General features: G+C 69.7%; 21 protein-coding genes. 12 read left to right on the forward strand and 9 right to left on the reverse strand.

The window, feature by feature from the left end; translation table 11 throughout:
* Positions 1 to 27: 27 nt before the first annotated feature.
* Positions 28 to 1,389: a M20/M25/M40 family metallo-hydrolase gene (locus tag BS329_RS12555; protein WP_076159627.1), complete on the reverse strand. Its 1,362-nt coding sequence runs from the start codon at positions 1,387 to 1,389 to the stop codon at positions 28 to 30.
* A 92-nt stretch (positions 1,390 to 1,481) separates the two neighbouring features.
* Positions 1,482 to 1,610 (reverse strand): hypothetical protein, encoded by a 129-nt coding sequence (locus BS329_RS45155; protein WP_279628146.1) that lies wholly within the window; start codon positions 1,608 to 1,610, stop codon positions 1,482 to 1,484.
* An 87-nt stretch (positions 1,611 to 1,697) separates the two neighbouring features.
* Between BS329_RS45155 and BS329_RS12560 the strand changes: the two genes are divergently transcribed.
* Genes BS329_RS12560 through BS329_RS12570 form a run of 3 tightly spaced genes read left to right on the forward strand, consistent with a single transcriptional unit; the run spans position 1,698 to position 2,642 of the window.
* The gene (locus BS329_RS12560; RefSeq protein WP_016337139.1) at positions 1,698 to 1,901 is read left to right on the forward strand and encodes a hypothetical protein; all 204 of its coding nucleotides are present in this window, start codon (positions 1,698 to 1,700) and stop codon (positions 1,899 to 1,901) included.
* Positions 1,898 to 2,272 carry a type II toxin-antitoxin system death-on-curing family toxin gene (locus BS329_RS12565; RefSeq protein WP_076159630.1) on the forward strand — a complete coding sequence of 125 codons (375 nt, stop codon included), beginning with the start codon at positions 1,898 to 1,900 and terminating at the stop codon, positions 2,270 to 2,272. Before BS329_RS12560 ends, BS329_RS12565 begins: the two co-directional genes overlap by 4 nt.
* Positions 2,273 to 2,303: 31 nt before the next feature.
* Positions 2,304 to 2,642, forward strand: a complete 339-nt coding sequence (locus BS329_RS12570; RefSeq protein WP_076159633.1) for a winged helix-turn-helix transcriptional regulator — start codon at positions 2,304 to 2,306, stop codon at positions 2,640 to 2,642.
* Positions 2,643 to 3,017: 375 nt separating this feature from the next.
* Here the strand turns inward: BS329_RS12570 and BS329_RS12575 are convergent, their stop codons facing one another.
* Entirely contained in the window at positions 3,018 to 3,308 is a 291-nt protein-coding gene (locus tag BS329_RS12575; protein ID WP_076159636.1) for a 4a-hydroxytetrahydrobiopterin dehydratase, read from the reverse strand.
* A gap of 77 nt (positions 3,309 to 3,385) precedes the next feature.
* Here BS329_RS12575 and BS329_RS12580 point away from each other — a divergent pair, with 77 nt between their 5' ends.
* The 3 genes from BS329_RS12580 to BS329_RS12590 are packed head-to-tail and all read left to right on the forward strand — an operon-like array spanning position 3,386 to position 7,085.
* Positions 3,386 to 4,438, forward strand: a complete 1,053-nt coding sequence (locus BS329_RS12580) for a thiamine ABC transporter substrate-binding protein (RefSeq protein ID WP_076159638.1) — start codon at positions 3,386 to 3,388, stop codon at positions 4,436 to 4,438.
* Between the two features lie 11 nt (positions 4,439 to 4,449).
* Complete coding sequence (locus BS329_RS12585) at positions 4,450 to 6,063, forward strand: ABC transporter permease (RefSeq protein ID WP_208619206.1); 1,614 nt, start codon at positions 4,450 to 4,452, stop codon at positions 6,061 to 6,063.
* Positions 6,063 to 7,085 (forward strand): ABC transporter ATP-binding protein, encoded by a 1,023-nt coding sequence (locus BS329_RS12590; protein WP_076159644.1) that lies wholly within the window; start codon positions 6,063 to 6,065, stop codon positions 7,083 to 7,085. Before BS329_RS12585 ends, BS329_RS12590 begins: the two co-directional genes overlap by 1 nt.
* Before the next feature lie 57 nt (positions 7,086 to 7,142).
* Here BS329_RS12590 and BS329_RS12595 read toward each other — a convergent pair whose 3' ends face one another.
* Genes BS329_RS12595 through BS329_RS12605 form a run of 3 tightly spaced genes read right to left on the reverse strand, consistent with a single transcriptional unit; the run spans position 7,143 to position 10,098 of the window.
* Positions 7,143 to 8,018: an ABC transporter permease gene (locus tag BS329_RS12595; RefSeq protein WP_076159647.1), complete on the reverse strand. Its 876-nt coding sequence runs from the start codon at positions 8,016 to 8,018 to the stop codon at positions 7,143 to 7,145.
* On the reverse strand, positions 8,015 to 9,010 hold the full coding sequence (locus BS329_RS12600; protein WP_076159650.1) for an ABC transporter ATP-binding protein: 996 nt from the start codon (positions 9,008 to 9,010) through the stop codon (positions 8,015 to 8,017). The genes BS329_RS12595 and BS329_RS12600 overlap by 4 nt, the downstream gene beginning before the upstream one ends.
* Positions 9,007 to 10,098 carry a LolA family protein gene (locus BS329_RS12605; protein WP_076159653.1) on the reverse strand — a complete coding sequence of 364 codons (1,092 nt, stop codon included), beginning with the start codon at positions 10,096 to 10,098 and terminating at the stop codon, positions 9,007 to 9,009. Before BS329_RS12605 ends, BS329_RS12600 begins: the two co-directional genes overlap by 4 nt.
* 144 nt (positions 10,099 to 10,242) lie before the next feature.
* Between BS329_RS12605 and BS329_RS12610 the strand changes: the two genes are divergently transcribed.
* The 3 genes from BS329_RS12610 to BS329_RS12620 are packed head-to-tail and all read left to right on the forward strand — an operon-like array spanning position 10,243 to position 12,696.
* The gene (locus BS329_RS12610) at positions 10,243 to 10,971 is read left to right on the forward strand and encodes a response regulator transcription factor (protein WP_076159655.1); all 729 of its coding nucleotides are present in this window, start codon (positions 10,243 to 10,245) and stop codon (positions 10,969 to 10,971) included.
* Positions 10,968 to 12,296, forward strand: a complete 1,329-nt coding sequence (locus BS329_RS12615; RefSeq protein WP_076159658.1) for an ATP-binding protein — start codon at positions 10,968 to 10,970, stop codon at positions 12,294 to 12,296. The genes BS329_RS12610 and BS329_RS12615 overlap by 4 nt, the downstream gene beginning before the upstream one ends.
* A gap of 10 nt (positions 12,297 to 12,306) precedes the next feature.
* Positions 12,307 to 12,696 (forward strand): (deoxy)nucleoside triphosphate pyrophosphohydrolase, encoded by a 390-nt coding sequence (locus tag BS329_RS12620; protein ID WP_076159661.1) that lies wholly within the window; start codon positions 12,307 to 12,309, stop codon positions 12,694 to 12,696.
* Positions 12,697 to 13,088: 392 nt separating this feature from the next.
* On the opposite strand, the gene trpS is transcribed toward BS329_RS12620, so the two are convergent.
* The gene (trpS, locus tag BS329_RS12625) at positions 13,089 to 14,054 is read right to left on the reverse strand and encodes a tryptophan--tRNA ligase (RefSeq protein WP_076159664.1); all 966 of its coding nucleotides are present in this window, start codon (positions 14,052 to 14,054) and stop codon (positions 13,089 to 13,091) included.
* A 344-nt stretch (positions 14,055 to 14,398) separates the two neighbouring features.
* Between trpS and BS329_RS12630 the strand changes: the two genes are divergently transcribed.
* Entirely contained in the window at positions 14,399 to 14,698 is a 300-nt protein-coding gene (locus BS329_RS12630) for a YciI family protein (protein ID WP_076159667.1), read from the forward strand.
* Between the two features lie 7 nt (positions 14,699 to 14,705).
* On the opposite strand, the gene BS329_RS12635 is transcribed toward BS329_RS12630, so the two are convergent.
* Positions 14,706 to 14,912: a hypothetical protein gene (locus BS329_RS12635; protein WP_076159670.1), complete on the reverse strand. Its 207-nt coding sequence runs from the start codon at positions 14,910 to 14,912 to the stop codon at positions 14,706 to 14,708.
* A gap of 154 nt (positions 14,913 to 15,066) precedes the next feature.
* On the opposite strand from BS329_RS12635, the gene typA reads away from it, so the two are divergent.
* On the forward strand, positions 15,067 to 16,989 hold the full coding sequence (typA, locus tag BS329_RS12640; RefSeq protein WP_076159673.1) for a translational GTPase TypA: 1,923 nt from the start codon (positions 15,067 to 15,069) through the stop codon (positions 16,987 to 16,989).
* 169 nt (positions 16,990 to 17,158) lie between these two features.
* Here typA and BS329_RS12645 read toward each other — a convergent pair whose 3' ends face one another.
* On the reverse strand, positions 17,159 to 18,532 hold the full coding sequence (locus BS329_RS12645; RefSeq protein ID WP_076159675.1) for an MFS transporter: 1,374 nt from the start codon (positions 18,530 to 18,532) through the stop codon (positions 17,159 to 17,161).
* A 228-nt stretch (positions 18,533 to 18,760) separates the two neighbouring features.
* Here BS329_RS12645 and BS329_RS12650 point away from each other — a divergent pair, with 228 nt between their 5' ends.
* Entirely contained in the window at positions 18,761 to 20,470 is a 1,710-nt protein-coding gene (locus tag BS329_RS12650) for an ABC transporter family substrate-binding protein (RefSeq protein ID WP_425266361.1), read from the forward strand.
* The last annotated feature ends 45 nt before the right edge of the window (positions 20,471 to 20,515 follow it).

Below are 20,515 nucleotides of genomic sequence, written 5' to 3' on the forward strand. Positions count from 1 at the left end.
AACGCGCCTTACCACTCACGAGCGTCGCTACTTCCGCAGCAGGTTGTACGCCGCCGACCCGATCAGCTCCAGCGAAACCTGAAGTCGTTCAAGGGAAACGTTGTCCTTGATGGTGTCTTCCGGCGTGTGGTAGGTCGGCTCCAGCAGAGCCGGGCCGCTCTCACCGCGCCAGCTGAAGTTGCCCGACGCGATTCCGCGCTCGAAGAACGGCACGTGGTCGCTCGAACCGCGCGCGACCGGGCCTTTGACCCGAGGGTCGTAACCGAGCCGCTTGGCGGCGGCGTTGACGGCCGCGGTCGTGGCGTTGTCGGCACCGTCGACCGAAAGCAGCCAGTAGGTGATCGCCGGGTCCCAGCTGGTGGCGACCATGTCGTTCTGGAAGCAGCCCGCGATCCGCTTGGCCTCCGGGTCGGACAGGTTCGAGACGTAGTGCCGCGAGCCGATCAGCCCGTACTCCTCCGAACCCCACAGCGCGAACCGCAGCGTCTTGTTCGTCGGCAGGTACCGCAGAACCCGTGCCAGCTCCAGGCACAGGACGGTGCCGCTTCCGTCGTCGTTGGCGCCGGGCGAGCCGGGGACGCTGTCGTAGTGCGCGGTCACCATGACCACGCCGTCGTCCTTGCCGGGGAAAGTGGCGGGCCGCTCGGCGATGACGTTGTACGACGTCAGGTTCTTGTGGTGCGTGGCCGTCGCCTTCACCTTGACCGAGCCCTTGGCGAGCCGCTCGCGCAGCCGCTCCACCTGCACCTGCGCCAAGCCGAGCACCGGGATGGTGACCGGCGTGGCGAGGGTCGGGGAGAACGCGGACAGCTTGCGCGCGGGGTCGGCGCCGATCCGGCCGAGCAGCACGGCGTCCGCTCCGCGCTGCGCGGCCGTCAGGTACGCGTCGGCCTTGTTCGTCACGGCCGCGATCAGCACGATCTTGCCGGTCAGGTCATCCGGAAGCGTGGTCCCGTCACCGGCGTCGACGACGACGGCTTCGCGCGTGACGTCCTGCGCGCCCTGCGGCGACGAGCCGGTCTGCCAGCTGTCGCGTCCGATCGACAGGCCGCCGAGGAACTTGTCGGCGATCGGGAACGGCTGCAACGTGACCTGGTAGCGCAGTTCGCGCAGCACCTTCGCGATGTAGTCCCTGGCGCGCAGTTCGCCCTCGGTGCCGGCGATCCGGGGGCCGATCCTGTCGCTGAGCACCCGCAGGTGCTCCAGCGCCCGCCGCGACCGGACCCGCGCGATCACCGGGTAGTCGCCGAAGTCCAGCGACGGCGGGAACTGCGCGCCCGGACGCTGCTGCGTGGCCGCGGCGGCGGTGCCGGGGTTCAGCCCGATCGTCGCCGCGCCCGCCAGAGCCACCGCACCCGCGAGCACTTCACGTCTGCGCAGACCTGCCATGGAACACCCCTCACTTCTCGGAGAATCTTCGTTCGAGTAGCTAAGAGTCACGAGGCCGCCAGAGCAACCTCCGATCGTCCCCTTTTTCCGGTTCAGCCCACGGTCACCCGGCGGTAGGCCTGTGAGACGGCGGCGACAACGCGGAACGGGCCGAAGTCGCCTGGGTCGGCGAGCCGTCCCCGGAACGAACCTTCGAGCAGGGCTCCGACCAGGATGCCCACCGGCGCGACGATGCCGAGGAAGAGGATCCAGAAGCGGCAATCGCGCCTACGCGGCAGAGCGTGCTACCAGAGTGGTATCATCAGGGTATGGCCATGACCTTGAGGTTGAACGATGAGCAGGAGCGCGCCCTCGCCCTGCTGGCCGAAGCCGACGGCGTGAGCAAACACGAGGCGACCGTCCGCGCCATCACCGAGGCGGCCGCGCGCCGCGTCCGTGACGACCGTGTCCGGGCGCTGTCCAAGGACGGCCGGGAGCGCTACGCCGCTCTGCTCGACCGTCTCGCGCAGTGATCGAGTACCTCACCGTCGAAGACCTCCTGGCGCTCGCGGAAGACCTCCGAGTGCCCAAGATCCGCGATCTCGGCCTGCTCGACTCCGCCGCGCACCGGCCACAGGCGTCGTTAATGGGCCGGGACGCTTATCCGACGCTGCACGAGAAGGCGGCGGTGCTGCTGGAGTCGCTGGCGCGCAATCACGCGCTGATCGACGGCAACAAACGCCTCGCCTGGATGGCCACGTTCGTTTTCTACGGGCTGAACGGCCACGATCTCGACGCGCCGGAAGACGACGCGTACGACCTCGTGATCGCGATGTCCATCGGCTCGCAGAGGTACGCCGACGCCGCGGTGAAACTGGCGGTGTGGACCAAGCCGCTCGGGTAGCTTCGAACAGGTGAAGCCACTGAGTCCCGACATGTTCGCGCCAGGGTGCCCGTCGAAGCTGACGCCGTTCCGGATCGGCGACAAGTGGGCGGGTCTGGTCGTGCTGTGCCTGGAAGAAGGCCCGCGCCGGTTCTCCGAACTGCGGGTGCCCTTGAAGGCTGTCACCGCGAAGGTGCTCACAGAGACTCTCCGGGCACTGGAGCGCGACGGCATGATCACGCGGACGGTGTACGACGAGACGCCGCCGCGAGTGGAGTACGAACTCACCTCGCTCGGCCGGACGTTGTTCGAGCCGATGGAGGCATGCCGGGAGTGGGCGGCGAAGCACCTGCCGGAGCTTGTCGCGGCACGCGAGGCCTACGCGGACTAGCCGAGCAGGCCGAGCACGACGATCGTCAGCAGCGTGATCGCGGTGGCGAAGGCGGTCACCCAGGCGCGCTGGGCGGCGGTGATGGAGGCGTTGTTCACGGCGGTCCCCTGGGGAGAGAAGCGACAGGTCCGCCGTGAACAGCGCGTTGATCAGGCTCCGTGTTACTTTGCCGAGGTCACTGTGTCGAAGATCACTGATCGTGCTGATGATGCCGGTCGCGTGCGGTGTACCAAAGCACTCCGGCAGCGGCCGCCACCATCGCGCCGAATGCGGAGAAGCCCACCACGATCGCCTGCGTCATCATTCGTCCTTTTCTCGTCGGTCGTACTGGGTAGACGTCCGGGAAGTGGTCTCGTGGCGCGGTCGAGGCGGAGGTCACACGGCGTCGAGGACCCCGTCGATCTGCGACGCGAGTGAGAAGTCCTTCTCCGTCAGCCCTCCGGCGGAGTGCGTGCTGAGCCGGAACGTCACGGTCCGCCAGCGGATGTCGATGTCGGGATGGTGGTCGGCCGCCTCCGCCAGTTCGGCCACTTCGCCCACCACTTCGATGGCCTTCGGGAAGGTCGGGAGGTTCGCCGTCCGCTCGATCGTGACGCCGTCACGGGTCCAGCCGGAGAGCTTGGTCACGGCCTCGTCGGCCTGCTCGTCGTTCAAGATTTCCGCCATGACTCCATCGTGGTACGTCGTCGGCTACGCTGCACGTTTGCCACGGGTGGTCCCCCCTTGAAAACGCAGGAGGCTAGATGAAACGCGCCCTCCGCACGCTGGTTGCGGCTGGCACGGTGGCGGCCCTCGCCGCGGGCTGCTCGCTCTCCGGGACTCCGGGGAACGACCCGCAGGCACCGGCGACGGTCACGCTCGTGACGCACGACTCGTGGCTCGCCCCGCAGGAGGTCCTCGACGCGTTCGAGCGGCAGTCCGGGATCAAGATCTCCGTGCTCAAGCAGGGTGACGCCGGCGCGCTGACCAACAAGCTGGTGCTGACCAAGGCGAATCCGATCGGCGACGTCGCGTACGGCATCGACTCGACGTTCGCCTCCCGCGCGCTCGCCGAGGGCGTTTTCGAGCAGTACACCAGCCCTGAGGCCGATCGCGGGCCGCAGCGCTACTCCGTCGACCCCGAGCACCGGCTCTCCGCGGTCGACCTCGGCGACGTCTGCGTCAACGTCGACACCCGGTACTTCGCGGAAAAGGGGATCCCGGAGCCGAAGTCGTTCGCGGACCTGGCCGACGCCAAGTACAAGGACCTGATGGTCGCCGAGAGCCCCGCGACGTCGTCGCCGGGGCTGGCGTTCCTGCTCGGCACCGTCGCCCAGTTCGGCGAGCAGGGCTGGCAGGCGTACTGGACGCAGCTGAAGGCGAACGGGCTCAAGACGGTCAGCGGCTGGGAAGAGGCCTACACCAAGGAATTCTCCGGCTCCTCGGGCAAGGGCCCTCGGCCGATCGTCGTCTCCTACGCCTCTTCGCCCGCCGCCGAACTCGGCGACGACGGCAAGCCGCGGACGAAGGCGCTGCTGGACACCTGTTACCGCCAAGTCGAGTACGCGGGCGTGCTGGCGGGTGGCAAGCAGGTCGAAAAGGCCCGCAAAGTGGTGGACTTCCTGCTGTCCCAGCAGTTCCAGGTGACCGTGGCGAGCACCATGTACGTCTACCCTGCCCGCCAGGGTGTCGAACTCCCGCAGGGCTGGGCGCAGGCCGCGCCGCTGCCGCAGCAGCCGAAGACGCTCGAACCGGCCAAGATCCAGGCCGGTCGCGAGCAGTGGATCGCCCAGTGGCGCACGCTACTCGAAGGTTAGGCACCACCAGGCTGACGTACCGGGGAGCCGGGCTGGCCGCACTCGCCGTGCTGCCGCTCGGTTTTCTCGTGGTGTTCTTCGCCTGGCCGGTCGCGGCGATCATCGGCCGGGGTTTCGGGTCCGGCGGGGTCGGCACGGCCATCGGCGACCCGCTGACCTGGAGACTCGCGGGATTCACCGTGGCGAGCGCGGGCGTTTCGACGATCGTCGCGGTGCTCGCGGGCCTGCCGGTCGCGTTCCTGCTCGCGCGGGTGCGGTTGCCGGGTGTCTCGCTGGTCCGGACGCTCGTGCTGGTGCCGTTCGTGCTGCCGACCGTCGTGGTCGGGCTGGCGTTCCGCGCGCTCTGGCCGGACGGCGGACTGCTGCCTTTGGTGCTGGCCAACGCCTTCTTCAACGTCGCCGTCGTCGCGCGCACGGTTTCCGGGCTGTGGAGCCATCTCGACCCGCGCACCGTGGACGCCGCGCGGGCTCTCGGTGCCTCGCCGTGGCGTGCGTTCCGTTCGGTGACGCTGCCCGCGCTCGCGCCGGCCATCGCGTCCTCGGCCGCGGTGGTGTTCCTGTTCTGCGCCACCAGTTTCGGGGTCGTGCTCATTCTCGGCGGGGCGAAGTTCCGGACGCTGGAGACCGAGATCTACCTGCGCACGGTCGAACTGCTCGACCTCTCCGGCGCCGCCGCGCTGTCGCTGGTGCAGTTCGCCGCCGTCGTCGCCGCGCTGGTGGTGGGCGCGCTGGCCAGGCGCCGCCGGGAGAACGCCGTCCGGTTGCGCTCGCGGTCCGAGACCGCGCGGCGGCCGAGAGGCGGTGAGTGGTGGGCCGTTTCCGCCGGTCTCGCGGTGATCGCGCTCCTGATGACTCCGATCGTGGCACTGCTCGTCGAGTCGGTGTCCACTTCGGACGGCTGGAGCCTCGCCGGTTACGCGGCGCTCGGCGGCCAGGGATCCCGTGGCGCGCTGCAGGTCTCAGGCTGGGACGCGGCGTCGATGTCCCTGCGGACGGCGTTCGACGCCACGATCCTGGCGATGATCGTCGGCGTGCTGGCCTCGGTCGTGCTGGTGGCGTTGCGCCGGACACCGGGCAGGCCGGCGCGGGGGCTGGGCGAGACGATGGACGCGGCGCTGATGCTGCCGCTGGGTGTTTCCGCGGTGACCGTCGGTTTCGGCTACCTCATCACGCTCGACGCGCTGCCGGGCGACCTGCGGACGTCGCCCTTGCTGGTGCCGCTCGCGCAGGCACTGGTGATCATCCCGCTGATCGTGCGGATGGTGCTGCCGGTGCTGCGGTCGGTCGACGTCCGGCTGCGGCAGGCCGCCTCGACGCTCGGTGCGAGCCCCGGCCGGGTGTGGCGCGAGATCGACCTTCCGCTGACGGCGCGTTCGCTGGTCGCGGCGGCCGGTTTCGGTTACGTGGTCGCGCTCGGCGAGTTCGGCGCGACGAGCTTCCTGGCCAGGCCGGACGCGCCGACGCTGCCGGTCGCCGTCGCGACGCTGATCTCGCGGCCGGGTGAACTGAACAACCAGATGGCCTACGCGGCCTGCGCGCTGCTCATGATCGTGACCGTGGTGGCGGTGGTGCTGATCGACCGGTTCGGCGCGGTCCGCGGGCAGAATTCGGTAGGGGAGTTCTAGTGTCGCTGTCGGTACGGGATCTGACCGTCCACTATGGATCTTTCGCGGCCGTGAAGGACGCCAGGCTGGACATCGCCGACGGCGAGGTGCTGGCGTTGCTCGGCCCGTCCGGTTCGGGGAAGTCGACGCTGCTGCGGGCGATCACCGGACTGGAACCGCTGACCTCGGGCGCCGTGCGGTGGGACGGTGAGGACCTCGCCGGTGTCCCGGTGCACCGGCGGGGGTTCGGTCTGGTGTTCCAGGACGGGCAACTGTTCCCGCACCAGGACGTCGCTTCGAACATCGCGTTCGGCCTGCGGATGCACGACGTCCCGCGCGGCGAGCACGCGGAGCGGGTCCGCGACCTGCTGGACCTGGTCGGGCTCGAGGGTTACGAGCGGCGGCGGGTGACCGAATTGTCCGGCGGGCAGGCGCAGCGGGTGGCGCTGGCCCGCGCGCTGGCGCCGGAACCGCGGTTGCTGCTGCTGGACGAACCACTGTCCGGTTTGGACGCCGGGCTGCGGGAACAGCTGGCCATCGACCTCGCGGCGTTGTTGCGGCGCGGCAAGATCACCGCGCTGCTGGTCACGCACGACCAGGAAGAGGCGTTCACCCTCGCCGACCGGGTCGCCGTGCTGGACGGCGGCGAGATCCGGCAGGAGGGCGCGGTGCGCCGGGTGTGGCGGCAGCCGGTGGACGAGGGGGTGGCGCGATTCCTCGGCGTCACGACGTTCGTCGACGGCGAGGCGACCGGCGGGGTGGTGCGGACCGCGCTCGGCGAGGTCGCGTTGCCCGACGTCAAGGACGGCGCGGTGCGGCTGGGCCTGCGACCGCACGGTCTGCGGGTCTCCCGGGGCGGCGTCGAGGGTGCGGTCACCGCGGTGGTGCACCGGCGTGAGCACGTCCGGCTCGTGGTCGCGCTCGGCGACGAGTCCACTGTGGACGCCGTCGCGCCGGTCACGGCCGATCTCCGCCCCGGCGACACCGTGCGGCTCGCTCTGGATCCGGATGGCGTCGCCCAACTCCCGCAATTCGTCCTCTAGTTGCGGTAGTTGCGTGTGCAAGTACCGCAACTAGAGGACGAAACGCGGGGTCGGGTGTCACCCGTCGCGGGTGGTGAGGCGTGCGTAGGCGATCGAGAGCCCGATGGCGATGTAGCAGGCGGCGCGGAGAGCGCCTTCGCCGAGCAGCGTCGTGTCCAGCGGGTCCATCAGCACCGACGCCGGCGCCTGCGCCCAGTCCTTGTTGAGCAGGAACGGATGCAGCCACGACACCGCGTCCAGGAAGCCGAGGATGGTGAACACGATCGTCCCGGCCAGCAGCGAGGCGACCACCAGCATCGGATGCTCGGTGAACGACGAGATCGCGAGCGCGACCGCGCCGACCGCCCACAGTTGCAGCGTCACCCACAGCGCCACGAGCAGGAGCCTGCCCAGTGCGTCCCAGACACTCAGCGTCGAACCGGTGAGGGTGAACATCGAGTCGGTGCCGCTGATGATGAGCCCGGTGACGAAACCGGTGAACGTCATGGACAGCACGGCGATCACCGAAACCGTCGCGACGCCGAACGCCTTGATCGTGAGCAGCCTGCCGCGGCCGACGGGGGCGATCAGCCAGCCCCGCAGCGTCCCGTGCGCCGCCTCGCCGGCGATCGCGTCCGCCCCGGCCATCGCCGACGCGAGCGGGAGCAGCAGCGCCAGCGTCATGGTCAGGGCCGCGACCGGCAGGATGAACCCGTTGTTGATCGCGGAGGCGAGCAGTGCGCCGTCCCCGTCGCCGCCACCGTTCGCCTCCGACGGGTCGACCAGCGTCAGCGCGGCCCCGATCACGATCGGGATCAGCGCGAGCAGGCCCAGCACGGCCAGCGTGCGGGGCCGCCGGAAGATCCAGCGCAGTTCGGCGCGATACAGCCGGAGCAGGCCGACGCTGTCCTGGCCGGTCCGTGCCGCGGGAATCGCGGCCGAAGCGTGGGTCACGACTCTCCCTCACCGTCTACAGTGGACTCCGGCTGGGTCAGCCGGGCGAACAGGTCTTCGAGCCCGGTCCGCGCCCGCGCCGCCTCGTGCACGGCCACCCCGGCCGTCACCAGATGACGCAGGACGTCGGGCGCTTCGGCCGCGGTGAGGTCCACCCGGACGCCGTCCGGCGTGAGCCTGCTGCCGATCCTGTTCTCCCGCAGCGTTTCCACCGCGAGTTCGGCGTCAGGCGTCCGCACCAGCAGCGCCGCGTTCCCCGACTCCAGCAGTTCCGCGAGCTCGCCCTGGGCGATCACGTTCCCCGACTGGAGCACCGCGACGTGTGTGCAGGTCGCCTCGACCTCGGCCAGCAGATGCGAGGACACCAGCACGGTGACCCCGTCGGCGTGCAGTTCGGCGATGATCCGGCGGATCTCCCTGGTACCGGCCGGATCGAGGCCGTTGGTCGGCTCGTCGAGCACGACCATCCGCCGCGGCACGAGCAACGCGCTCGCGAGCCCCATCCGCTGCTTCATCCCCAGCGAATAGCCCTTGAAGCGCCGGGTGGCGGCGTCGGTCAGGCCGACCCGCTCGAGCGCCGCGTCGACCGCTCCGGGGATCCCGGCCGAGGCCAGCCTCGGTTCGGCCGCGGCGACGCGCAGCAGGTTGTCCCGTCCGGAAAGAAAAGGGTGGAAACCCGGCCCTTCGACCAGCGCGCCGACGTCGGGCAGCGCGTGCGCCGCCTCGTCCGGCATCTTCTTCCCGAAGAGTTCGACCTCGCCTTCGGTGGGCCGCACGAGACCGAGCAGCATCCGGATGGTCGTCGTCTTACCCGAACCGTTGGGGCCGAGCATCCCCAGCACGGCGCCGTCGGGAACGTCGAGGTCGACGTGGTCCACGGCCACCGTGCGGCCGTAGACCTTGCGCAGGCCCCTGGTGCGGGCCGCCATGGGTACCGCCGGAGCGGACGCCTCCTGAGAGACGCCCGCCCCGGCTTCGAACGTTGTGGTCACTTCGCGGCCAATGCCTCGAAGAGGACCTGCTCCGGCACCGCGCCGACGGCGTAGCGGCCGTCGTCGGTCAGCACGCCGCTGCCGACCTTGGTGGTCACCAGCCAGCCACTGCCCCAGGCACCGCTGACCGGCTTGGCGAACCGCGAAAGCAGCGCCTTCGGGTCGACCGCGCGGCCGTCCTCACCCTTGGCCTCGCCTGCCTTCGCCAGCGCGTCGGCCGGGATCTTGCCGGTGATGGCGGTGTCCCAGCCGTCGCCGACGACCTTGAGGTCGGACTTCGCCTGCTCGGCGAGCTCGCGGCCCTTCGGGTCGACCTCGGCGGTCTTCTCGGTCACCTTCGCGCCCTTCGGCGGGGTGAACTCGAAGTTCGACGCGGGCTGGTTCGCGAAGTTGATCTCACTGAAGGAGACCTCCAACGCCGGCGAGGAGGTGCCGTTGGCCAGCACCGTCAGCCGCAGTGGCATCCGGGTCTGCTCGTCGACCGCGACGCGGATCTCGCGCAGGAGCGTCCGCTCGGCCGGCTTCGGCGTCAGCACCAGTTCGTACGCGGACCGGCCCGCCACCGACGACGTCCCGTCGACGGCGATCGTGCTGGTCTCCCGCACCTTGCCGAGCAGTTCCGAAGCCACCGTCGCCGGGTCGACGGCCTGGCCCTCGACCTTGTTCTGATGCTCCTTGGCCAGTTCGGCCGGGATGGTCACCTTGGTGGCGGAGTTGTCCTTGGAGTTGTACTCCCAGACGGTCTGGCCGTTCCGGACGATGGTCTGCTGGCTCGAGCCCTCGGTGAGCGAGATCTTGCTCTTGCCCGCGCCGTCGGTGGAGACCTGCGCCGAGTCGATGCTGAGCGCCGACACCCCGGGAAGCGTGCTGCCGACCTGGGGCAGGCCGAGGTCGTTGTTGACCTTGACCTTCCCGTCGAACGACGACGGCTTCGCGTTGAGCGTGGACTGCACCAGCTCTTCGGCGCTGATCTGCGGCAAGATCGGCGCGTCACCCGCGGTGGCGGGCATCGCGACGACGGCGAGCCCGCCGACGCCGAGTGCCGTTCCCACCACCGCCGCGGTGATGGCCTTCCTCTTCGGATCCATGCTGTCTCTCCCTGGTTCCCCGAACCCCAGTGTGTTCGGGTCTTGGCGACAACGCTTCCCCGGAAACGCTGAGATACCACTCAGACTCCGCCGCCGGAGCTGAGATGGCGCTGAGAGCCCGCGCGTGAGCTGGTGAAAGCGTGAATGATAAGGAACGTGAAACCTCGAGTACTGGTGGTCGACGACGAGCCCGGCGTGCGCAAGGCGCTGCAGCGCGGGCTGCGCGCCGAGGACATGGACGTGGTCACGGCGGCCGACGGGCCCAGCGGCCTGCGGCTCGCGCAGACGGGCTCCTTCGACGTCGTCCTGCTCGACATCATGCTTCCGGGTCTTTCCGGCTACCGCGTCCTCGAACGGCTGCGCGCGCTCGGCGTCACCACGCCGGTGCTGATGATCTCCGCGAAGGACGGCGAGGTCGACCAAGCCGATGGCCTCGACCTCGGCGCCGACGGCTACCTGGTGAAACCGTTCTCGTTCGTCGTCCTGGTCGCGCAGGTGCGCGCGGTGCTGCGGCGGGCGTCTCCGGACGCGATCCGCGGGCCGCTGCGGATCGGCGCGCTCGAAGTCGACCGGAGCCTGCGCCAGGTCCGCTACGACGGCGTCGAAGTGGCGTTTAGCCCCCGTGAGTTCGCGCTGCTGGAAGTGCTGGCCGGCCGGGCGGGAACGGTGGTCACCAAGGACGAACTGCTGCGCGCCGTCTGGGGAGACGAGCAGGCCGCGACCCGCAACGTCGTCGAGGTCTACGTCGGTTACGTGCGCCGCAAGCTCGACGCCGTCGGCGCGGGCGCGCTGGTCCGTACCGTGCGCGGGCACGGCTACCTGGCCTCGGACGCGCAGCTCGACGAGGTCATCGCCCCGGCGGGACAGGGGTGATCGGGTCGCCGTCTTGGTGGCGCCGCCGTTCGCTCCAGGTCCGGATCACCCTTCTCACGGCCGCCGTCACGCTCGGGTTCTTGCTCGGCCTGGCCGCGGTCGCCGGGGACAACCTCCAGCCGCTGCTCACCGAATCGGTCGACAAGGAACTCGGCGCCCAGCTGGACACCGCGAAGGCCGACGTGGTGGCGGGGCGGCCGCCGACGGCCTCGGCGGTCACCGTCCGGGTGCTCGACACCGGCGGCGGCCCGGTGGACGGCGTGCCGCCCGCGAATCTCGGGCCGCCGGAAGTCCGCGCGCTGAAGGCGGGCGAATCGATCACGACCGGCGGCGAAGCCAGCTGGCGCTGGGTGGGGACCGTGGTCACCGCGCCCGACGGGCAGCAACGGCTGGTCGTCGCCGGTGCGGGCCTGGTCGGTTTCGCCACCGCTGTGCGTTCCGCCGGGCTGTGGCTGTTCGTGGTCGCGTCCGTCGGGGCGGTGGGCGCGGGGATCGCGACGTGGCTGCTGGTGCGGTTCGCGTTGCGGCCGGTGGCCAGGATGCGCGGCTCGGTGCGGGCGCTCCCGCCGGGCGCGCGGCTGCCGCTGCCCGATTCGCACGACGAACTCCGCGCGCTGGCCGAAGAGTTCAACGCCCTGCTGGCGCGTCAGGAAGAGGCCGCCGAGCGGCTGCGGCGGTTCACCGGCGACGCCGCGCACGAACTGCGGTCGCCGGTCGCGTCGATCCGCGTGCAGGCCGAGGTCGCGGTCGCCAACCCCGATCCCGAACTCTCGCAGGAGACGCTGTCCGACGTCCTCGAGGAGGCGGAACGGCTTTCCTCGCTGCTCGACGGGTTGCTGGCGCTGGCGAGGTCGGACGCGGGAGAGGTGCCGCCCGCGGAACCGGTCGAGCTGGTGAGCGAGGTGCGGGCGGCGGTCGCGCGGATGCCCGCCGGCGCGCCGGAGATCCGGGTGAGCGGCACGGTCGGCACGGCGTGGGCGCTGGCGACGCACGCCGAGGTCGAACTGGTGCTGAGCAATCTGCTGCGCAACGCCTGCCGGTACGCGCGCGGGGAGATCGTGGTGTCGGTGCTCGCGGCCCGGTCCACCGTGCGGGTGGTGGTCGACGACGACGGGCCGGGCATCGAGCCGGAACACCGCGAGCGGGTCTTCGACAGGTTCTACCGCGTGTCCGATTCGCGGGCGCGCTCCTCCGGCGGCACCGGACTGGGACTGGCGATGGTCGCGGAGGCCGTCCGGCGGCGCGGGGGGCGGGTGCGTGTCGGCGAATCACCCGATGGCGGGGCACGCTTCCAGATCGTCTGGCAGGCGGCACGGCGGTCGTAGGGTGGGGCGCGTGGTCATCGTGGGCGCCGCCATCGTGCGGAACGGACAAGTGCTGGCACAGCAGCGGGCTTGGCCCGCCGACCACGCCGGGCAATGGGAATTGCCGGGTGGACGGGTCGAGGACGGTGAAAGCGACGAGGCCGCTTTGGCGCGTGAATGCCTGGAGGAGCTGGACGTCGCGGTGACGGTCGGGGGCCGGGTCGGCGAGGACGTCCCGTTGCCGGGCGGGAAGGTGCTGCGGATCTACGTCGCGTCGCTGGTCTCGGCGGGGGACGAGCCGCGGGCGGTGGAACACAAGGACGTCCGGTGGATCTCCACCGCTGAACTCGACGACCTCGACTGGCTGCCCGCGGACCGCGTCCTCCTGCCCGCCCTCCGCGCTCTGTTGCTTCCCGCGTGAAGGCCCCTTTCCCTCGGCTCCCTCGGCGTCGAGCGCGGCCGAGCATGTCGCGAAAGCCACTTTCGGGACATCAGACGTCTCGAAAGTGGCTTTCGCGACACAGCCACCCGCCAGTCGCGAGAAGACCTAGACGCGGTGATGCCCCCAATGTTCATGGGAGACGGTGAGCGCCCCGAATGAGGCATTGGGGCGTCAGCCCCGGGCTGCGGACGGACAGCTAAAACCGCCTGACGCGGCCAACACGTCGGCGGTATCGATGTGTTTCCGGCACGTTCGCCCTGGTTGGGGCCATCATTTACTTGAGGATACGGTCAAACTAGACGCTGGCGGTCATTTCTCCTTGAAGAGCGTCCTCTGCGGCTGAGCCGCGTGAAGGGGGCCTTCACGCGCGTTCAGCCCGCGCCGATGAGCCGCAGTGCGGACCGGAGCCGGTGCTCACCGCGTTCCGCCGCCCGGACGGCACCCGCTTTCCGGACCCGGTCCAGCTCACCGGGGTCGGCGAGCAGCGCCAGCGCGCGTTCCCGGACCGGCCGCAACTCCTCGATGAGTGCCTCGGAGACGGCCTCCTTCACCTGCCCGTAGGAGTCGTACCGGTCGGCAAGGACCTCGGGTTTCTCCTTGACACAGGCCGCGAGGATGTCCAGCAGGTTCGCCATCCCCGGCCGGGTTTCCGGCGCGTAGGCGGGCTTCGACCCGCCGTCGGTCACCGCGCGTTTCACCTTCCGCCTGACCTGGTCGGCCTCGTCGAGGACGAACACGACCCCGGCCTCCTCCCGCGTCGATTTCGACATCTTCCGCGTCGGCACGGCGAGGTCCATGACTCGGGCACCGGCGGGTGGCAGCACCGCCTTCGGCATGGTGAACACGTCGCCGTAGGTGGAGTTGAACCGCTTCGCCAGCGTTCTCGCCAGTTCGACGTGCTGCCGCTGGTCCTCGCCGACGGGGACTTCGTCCGCGCCCTGCAAGAGGATGTCCGCGGCCATCAGCACCGGATAGGTCAGCAGGGACAGCCGGACGCCCGCCTGGCCCTTCGACTTCTCCTTGAACTGGATCATCCTGGCGGCCTCGCCGTAGTTGCAGGTGCATTCGAGGACCCAGTTGAGGGCGCCCAGTTCGCGGGCTATGTCGGATTGCACGAACACGCGGTCCGGCTCGATCCCGGCCGCGATCAGCACGGCCAGCTGTTCGGAAGCCATCGAGCGCAGCTTCGCCGGGTTGTGCGAGTTCGTCATGGCGTGCAGGTCGGAGACGAAGTACAGGTCGTCCGGCCCGCCCTCGTCCGCCCAGCGGGAAATGGCCCCCAGGTGGTTCCCGACGTGGACGTGGCCGGACGGGGTGATCCCGGACAACCTGATCATCTGCCTTCTTCCTTCCGGATTCGGGCCGCCCCGGGGTCCGGGCACGAAAAAGGCCGCCCGGTGGGGCGGCCTGGTGGTGCGCTCGTGTGGTTCAGCGCAGGACTGCGGGGCCGCCGGAGGGCGGCCACCACTGAACGTTCCGCGTGCGCATGCCGACGATGGTACGCGACCCCCGCGAGCAGTCCTCTGGTTGCGGGGGTTCGACGGCGAATGATCGCGACCAGAGGACTACTCGCGGAGAGGAAAAGGCGTGAGTCACTCATTCCGGGCACGTCGCGTCAACACTTCATATCGGCTTCAGTAGTACGCCCGTCACATGGGAGATCCGGGTCTGCCTTCATCTCATGTATGTCGTCCTGCTGGCCTACACGGCGCCCATCGAAGAAATCGACTACGTGCTCCCGGATCACGCCGAATGGCTGACCCGGCAGTACGAACGCGGCAATTTTCTGGCCTCCGGCAGACGCGACCCGCGCATCGGCGTCGTCATCATCGCCAGGCCCATGGCCAGGGGAAAGCTGGACGCGATCCTCGCGACCGACCCCTTCTCGGTCAAGCACATGGCCGCCTACGAGGTGATCGAATTCTCGCCGACCCGGACCGCGCCGGAACTGCGGTCGGTCAACGAGGCGGTGGCGCGCTGACGATCTTCTAAGCCGCTTTCGCGATCTTCGTCTTCGCTTTTTTGAGGGCGAGGACGGGGCATTTCCCGCACCGTGACTTGGACCGGCAGCATTTCTTCTTGACCTTGCCGGACTTCATCCACTTGCGTACGAGTTTGTGCGGATCGTCGGGTTTCTTCTTGCCCACGCGCGCTCCTCGTCGGACTTCGTCGGCGACGCCCGCCACGACCGTCACGCAGGTGAGCCTACCGATCTTGGGGCGTGGGGCTGCTCACAGCCGGGCTACCGGTATCCTGGTGTGGTCCGCGTATGGCCAAAGCCGGTCAAGCGTGTCTCCAATGTGCGAGCGCGGGCACCTCACCCGAACTTGAAACCTTTGGAGCCTTCGCGTGCCCGCAGCCAGCGCCACCGCAGTCGATGCCGGCCGCCCGTCCGGCAAGACCCGGCCCGACCTGCGCAACGTCGCCATCGTCGCACACGTCGACCACGGCAAGACAACCCTCGTCGACGCCATGCTCCGGCAGTCCGGCGCCTTCGAGGAACGCGCCGAACTCGTCGACCGCGTGATGGACTCCGGGGAACTCGAGCGGGAAAAGGGCATCACCATTCTCGCGAAGAACACCTCCATCCACCGCGAGACCGAGAACGGCCCGGTGACGATCAACGTCATCGACACCCCCGGCCACGCCGACTTCGGCGGTGAGGTCGAGCGTGGCCTCGCCATGGTCGACGGCGTCGTCCTGCTGGTGGACGCCAGCGAGGGGCCGCTCCCGCAGACCCGGTTCGTGCTTCGCAAGACCCTCGAAGCCGGTCTTCCGGTCATCCTCGTGGTGAACAAGACCGACCGCCCCGACGCCCGGATCTCCGAGGTCGTCGAGGAGACCCACGACCTGCTCCTCGACCTGGCGGGTGACATCGAGGACGCCGACCTCGACGCGATCCTCGACCTGCCGGTCGTGTTCGCCTCCGCGCGAGCGGGCAAAGCGGGCCTCGAGCAGCCCGCCGACGGCGCGGTGCCCGAGAGCGAGAACCTCGACCCGCTGTTCGAGACCCTGCTGCGTCACGTGCCGCCGCCCTTCGCGGACAAGGAAGGCCCGCTGCGCGCGCTGGTCACCAACCTCGACGCGTCGAACTTCCTCGGCCGGATCGCGCTGATCCGCATCCACTCCGGCAACCTGCGCAAGGGCCAGACCGTGGCGTGGATGCGCGAGGACGGCACCATCCAGAACGTCCGGATCTCCGAGCTGCTGGTCACCGAGGCGCTCACCCGCGTCCCGGCGACCGAGGCGAGCGCGGGCGAACTGGTCGCCATCGCCGGCATCCCCGAGATCACCATCGGCGACACCCTCGCCGACGTCGAGAACCCCGAGGCGCTGCCCCGGATCGCCGTCGACGAGCCCGCCATCTCGATGACCATCGGGGTCAACACCTCGCCGCTGGCCGGCCGCAGCGGCGGCGACAAGGTCACCGCCCGCCTGGTGAAGGCCCGGCTGGACCAGGAGCTCATCGGTAACGTCAGCATCAAGGTGCTGCCGACCGAGCGCCCCGACACCTGGGAGGTCCAGGGCCGTGGCGAGCTGGCGCTGGCCATCCTCGTCGAGCAGATGCGCCGTGAGGGCTTCGAGCTGACCGTCGGCAAGCCGCAGGTGGTCACCCGGATGATCGACGGCAAGCTGCACGAGCCGTTCGAGCGCCTGTCGATCGACGCCCCCGAAGAGCACCTCGGCGGCATCACGCAGCTGCTGGCCGCCCGCAAGGGCCGCATGGAGCACATGGGCGGGCACGGCTCGGGCCGCATCAAGCTCGACTACGTCCTCCCGGCGCGTGGCCTGATCGGTTTCCGCACCGACTTCCTCACCGAGACCCGCGGCACCGGTATCGCGAACCACGTGTTCGAGGGCTACTTCCCGTGGGCCGGCGAGATCCGCACCCGTCACTCCGGTTCCCTGGTCGCCGACCGCTCCGGCCCGATCACCGCGTACGCGATGATCCAGCTGGCCGACCGCGGCACCTTCTTCGTCGAGCCGGGCGCCGAGGTGTACGAGGGCATGGTCGTCGGCGAGAACCCGCGTGCCGAGGACCTCGACATCAACATCACCAAGGAGAAGAAGCTGACCAACATGCGTCAGTCCTCCGCCGACGTGATGGAGACGCTGGCCCGCCCGCGCAAGATGGGCCTGGAGGAGGCGCTGGAGTTCTGCTCCGTCGACGAGTGCGTCGAGGTCGCCCCCGACGTCGTCCGGATCCGCAAGGTCACGCTGGACGTCAACCAGCGCGCCAAGGAGCGCAACCGCAACAAGAACCGCGGCTGATCCACTCAGCGAACGCCGAAGGGCGCCTGGTCACTCATCGTGATCAGGCGCCCTTCGGCGTTTCCGGCCGCGCACTGGTCACGCAGAGTATTCGATCGGGCGTTCTTTGGTGAATAAAGCCTTTCCCGGCAATTCTGCCGGGAAGGCCGTTCTCCTTTTTGGACGGTGTTCACAACGCCGGAACGGCTTCCCGGCGCGGCGAGAGGACGGCCGCGAAGACCGTGCCGAGAACGCCGACACAACCCAGCGCGAAACAAACGATCCTAAATGCGTCCGTATAGGACTCGCCGGAGAGCTTCCCTCCGGTAATCGACGCGAGAACGGCGCCGACAACCGCGATGGCGATCGTTTCCGTCGCCAATCGTGCGGTGGTGAACATTCCGGCCGCCGTTCCGGAATGTTCCGGGCCCGCGGAACCGATTGCCAAACCGTCCAGCAATCCCATCGTCAATCCCGTGCCCGCCCCGACCAGAACGAGCGGGACGAGCAACGAGAGCACCCCCGACGACGAGTTCATGGTCATCAGCAGGAAGGCGCCCGCCCCGCTCACCGCGACCGCGCCCGCGACGAACCAGGACGACGGCAGCCGCCGCGCCAGCGCGGCCCCCACGGCCGGGAACAGGACGGTCGGCGCGGTCAGCATCAGCAGCCACAGCCCGGCTTCCCCGGCGCTGAGCCCGACCACCTCGATCAGGTACGACGGCAGGTGGACCAGCAGCGGCACCAGGATCGTCACCAGCGCGCCCGCCGCGACGGCGAGCGAGGTGAACCCGCGGTTGGCCAGCAGCGCGAGGTCGAACAGCGGGTCCGCGCGGCGGCGTTCCACCAGTGGGAAGGCGACCGCGAACACGACGGCCGCCACCAGGGTGCCCACGACGAGCGGATGACCGAAGCCCAGTTCGCCCGCTTCGACCAGGCCGAAGATCAGCAGCCCGATCGCGCCCGTGAAGAGCGCTGCGCCCGCCCAGTCGATCCGGCGCCCGGCGGTACCGCGAACGTCCGGCAGAAGCGGCGTGAGGGCGAGTACGAGGCACGCGACGGCGGCCGGGGCGCCGAACACGGCCCGCCAGCCCATCAGATCAACGAGCAGGCCGCCGATCGACGGCCCGAAGGCGAGCCCGATCCCGAGCACCGTCCCGACGAAGCCGAACGCCCGCGTCCGCGCCGCGCCCTGGAAGGTTTCGGTGAGGATCGCCAGCCCGCCGGTCACCGCCGCGGCCGCGCCCGTTCCCGCGATGAGCCGGACGACGTCGAGGACGACGATGTTCCCGGCGACCGTCGCCGCGATCCCGCCACCGGCGAACAGCGCGAGACCCGCCACGTAGATCCGCCGTCTACCCACGACGTCGGCCAGAGAGCCCGCGAAGACCAGGAAGCTCGCGAAGCAGGCGTTGTAGCCGTTGACGACCCACTGGGTGGCCGCGAGGCCCGCGTCCAGGTCGTCCGCGATGTCCGTCAGGGCGACGGACGCGCCCGTGATGGTCAGCGGGAAGGTGAACGTGGACATGAGCACGACCACGAGGACGAGCGCGCGTTTGGTCACTCGCGCAAGCTAGCGGCGGTCACTTCGCCGGGCTAAGCGTTTTCCCGGGCCTTGAGCAGGAACCTCACGGGGCTCCCGGACGTCCACCGAACGGGGGACCACCTCCGGTCGCGCGCCGACCGGGCCGATATGGGAATCTCGCTGCGTCGGCACCGGCCCCCGTGGCAGCATGGCGGGGGAAAAAATCGGGAGGATTCAGGCGTGCGGGTAGTGAACACAGCGGCGCCCATACTGGCGTGCGCGGCCGTGCTCCTCGCCGCTTGCAGCAACACCCCGCCCCCACCCGTGGTCAGCTCGTCGGCCTCGCCGGTGAGCACCTCGACCACGAAGGCGCCTTCGCAGGTCGTCGTGGGTGTCGACGACGTGCTCGGCGCCTACAACCCGCACAATCTCGCCGACGCCTCCCAGGTGACGTCGGCGCTTTCGCAGCTGCTGCTCCCGTCGGTGTTCCGCCCGAAGGACGACGGCCGTGTCGAGCTGGACAAGAACCTGATGAAGTCCGCCGAGGTCGTCTCGCAGCAGCCGTTCACGGTCGCGTACACGATCCGGCCGGACGCCTCCTGGTCCGACAGCGCGCCGATCGCCGCCGAGGACTTCGCCTACCTCCGCGAAGCGATGCGCGACCAGCCGGGCGTCATCGGCGCCGCGGGCTACCGGCTGATCTCCGACATCCAGTCGCGTGAAGGCGGCAAGCGCGTGGAGGTCACGTTCAGCAAACCGTATCCGGGCTGGCAGACGCTCTTCGGCAACCTCCTGCCCGCCCACCTGCTCAAGGACGCCCCAAACGGCTGGCAGGGCGCGCTGGCGACGACGTTCCCGGCCGTCGGCGGGCCGTACTCGATCAAGGGACTCGACACCGCGCGCGGAGAGGTCGTCCTGGAGCGCAACGAGCGCTATTGGGAGAAACCCTCCGCGCTGGACCGGATCGTGCTCCGTGCGGCCGATCAGGATGGCACACTGGCCGCCCTGCGCAGCGGCAACGACCAGTTCGTGATGACCAGGGCCGACGGCAACGCCCTCAAACGGCTCGGCGAACTGGGTTCCGCCGTCCAGCTGCACACGGTCGCCCGCCCCACGGTCGCGCAGATCCTGCTGCGGCCGGTGAGTTCGACGCTGTCGGATCCCCAGGTGCGCGAGGGCGTCACCGCGCTGATCGACCGCGGCAAGCTGATCACCGAGGCGGCGGAAGGCGGTCCGTCGGACAAGCTCCGCGCCGACGCACAGGCCCGGGTCCCGTCCACCACCGGTTTCCAGCCGACGATCCCGGCCCCCGGCCCGCCGTCGACGGCCGATCCGGCCAAGGGCGAGGAACTCCTCGAATCCGCCGGGTACACCAAGGAAGCCGGGACCTGGCGCAAGAACGGGAAGAACCTCTCGCTGGTCGTCGCGTCGCCCGCGAAGCAGGAGCCGTACGCGACGATCGCCAAGGAGCTGACGGCGCAACTCGTGGCCGCGGGGATCGAGGTCAACGCGATCGCGCCGCAGCCGAGGGAGCTGTTCTCGACACTGCTGGCCATGCCGGTGCTCAATGGGGTGCAGCAGACGACGCCGGAGGGCGCGGGCAACGTCGGCATCGACATCGCCGTGATCGGCCAGGTCACCGGAGGCGCGGACGTCGCGTCGGCGCTGGCGTCGGCCTTCGGCTGCCGCCCCGATCAGCTCGCCGACAAGACCAAGGCGGTCGTCCCGGGCAACCCGCTGGGCTTCTGCGACCCGGCCCTGCAGCCGTCGATCGACGCCGCGCTGACCGGAACCACGCCGGTCGCCGACACGCTTTCGACCCTGGAACCGGAATTGTGGCGCCGGAATGTGGTCATTCCGTTGTTCCAGCTGGCCGATACCCTCGCCATCGGCTCTGGTATTTCCGGAGTAACCGCTGGTCCTCCTATGGTGGGCCCTTTCGGGTCGGCGGTGAACTGGACGCGGGGTCCGAAGTAGCCGATTCGAGTCCGAGTCGCCCCCTGGAGGGTGACTTCTCCCGGC

Origin of the sequence: Amycolatopsis coloradensis, assembly GCF_001953865.1 — a bacterium.
GTDB classification, from domain to species: domain Bacteria; phylum Actinomycetota; class Actinomycetes; order Mycobacteriales; family Pseudonocardiaceae; genus Amycolatopsis; species Amycolatopsis coloradensis.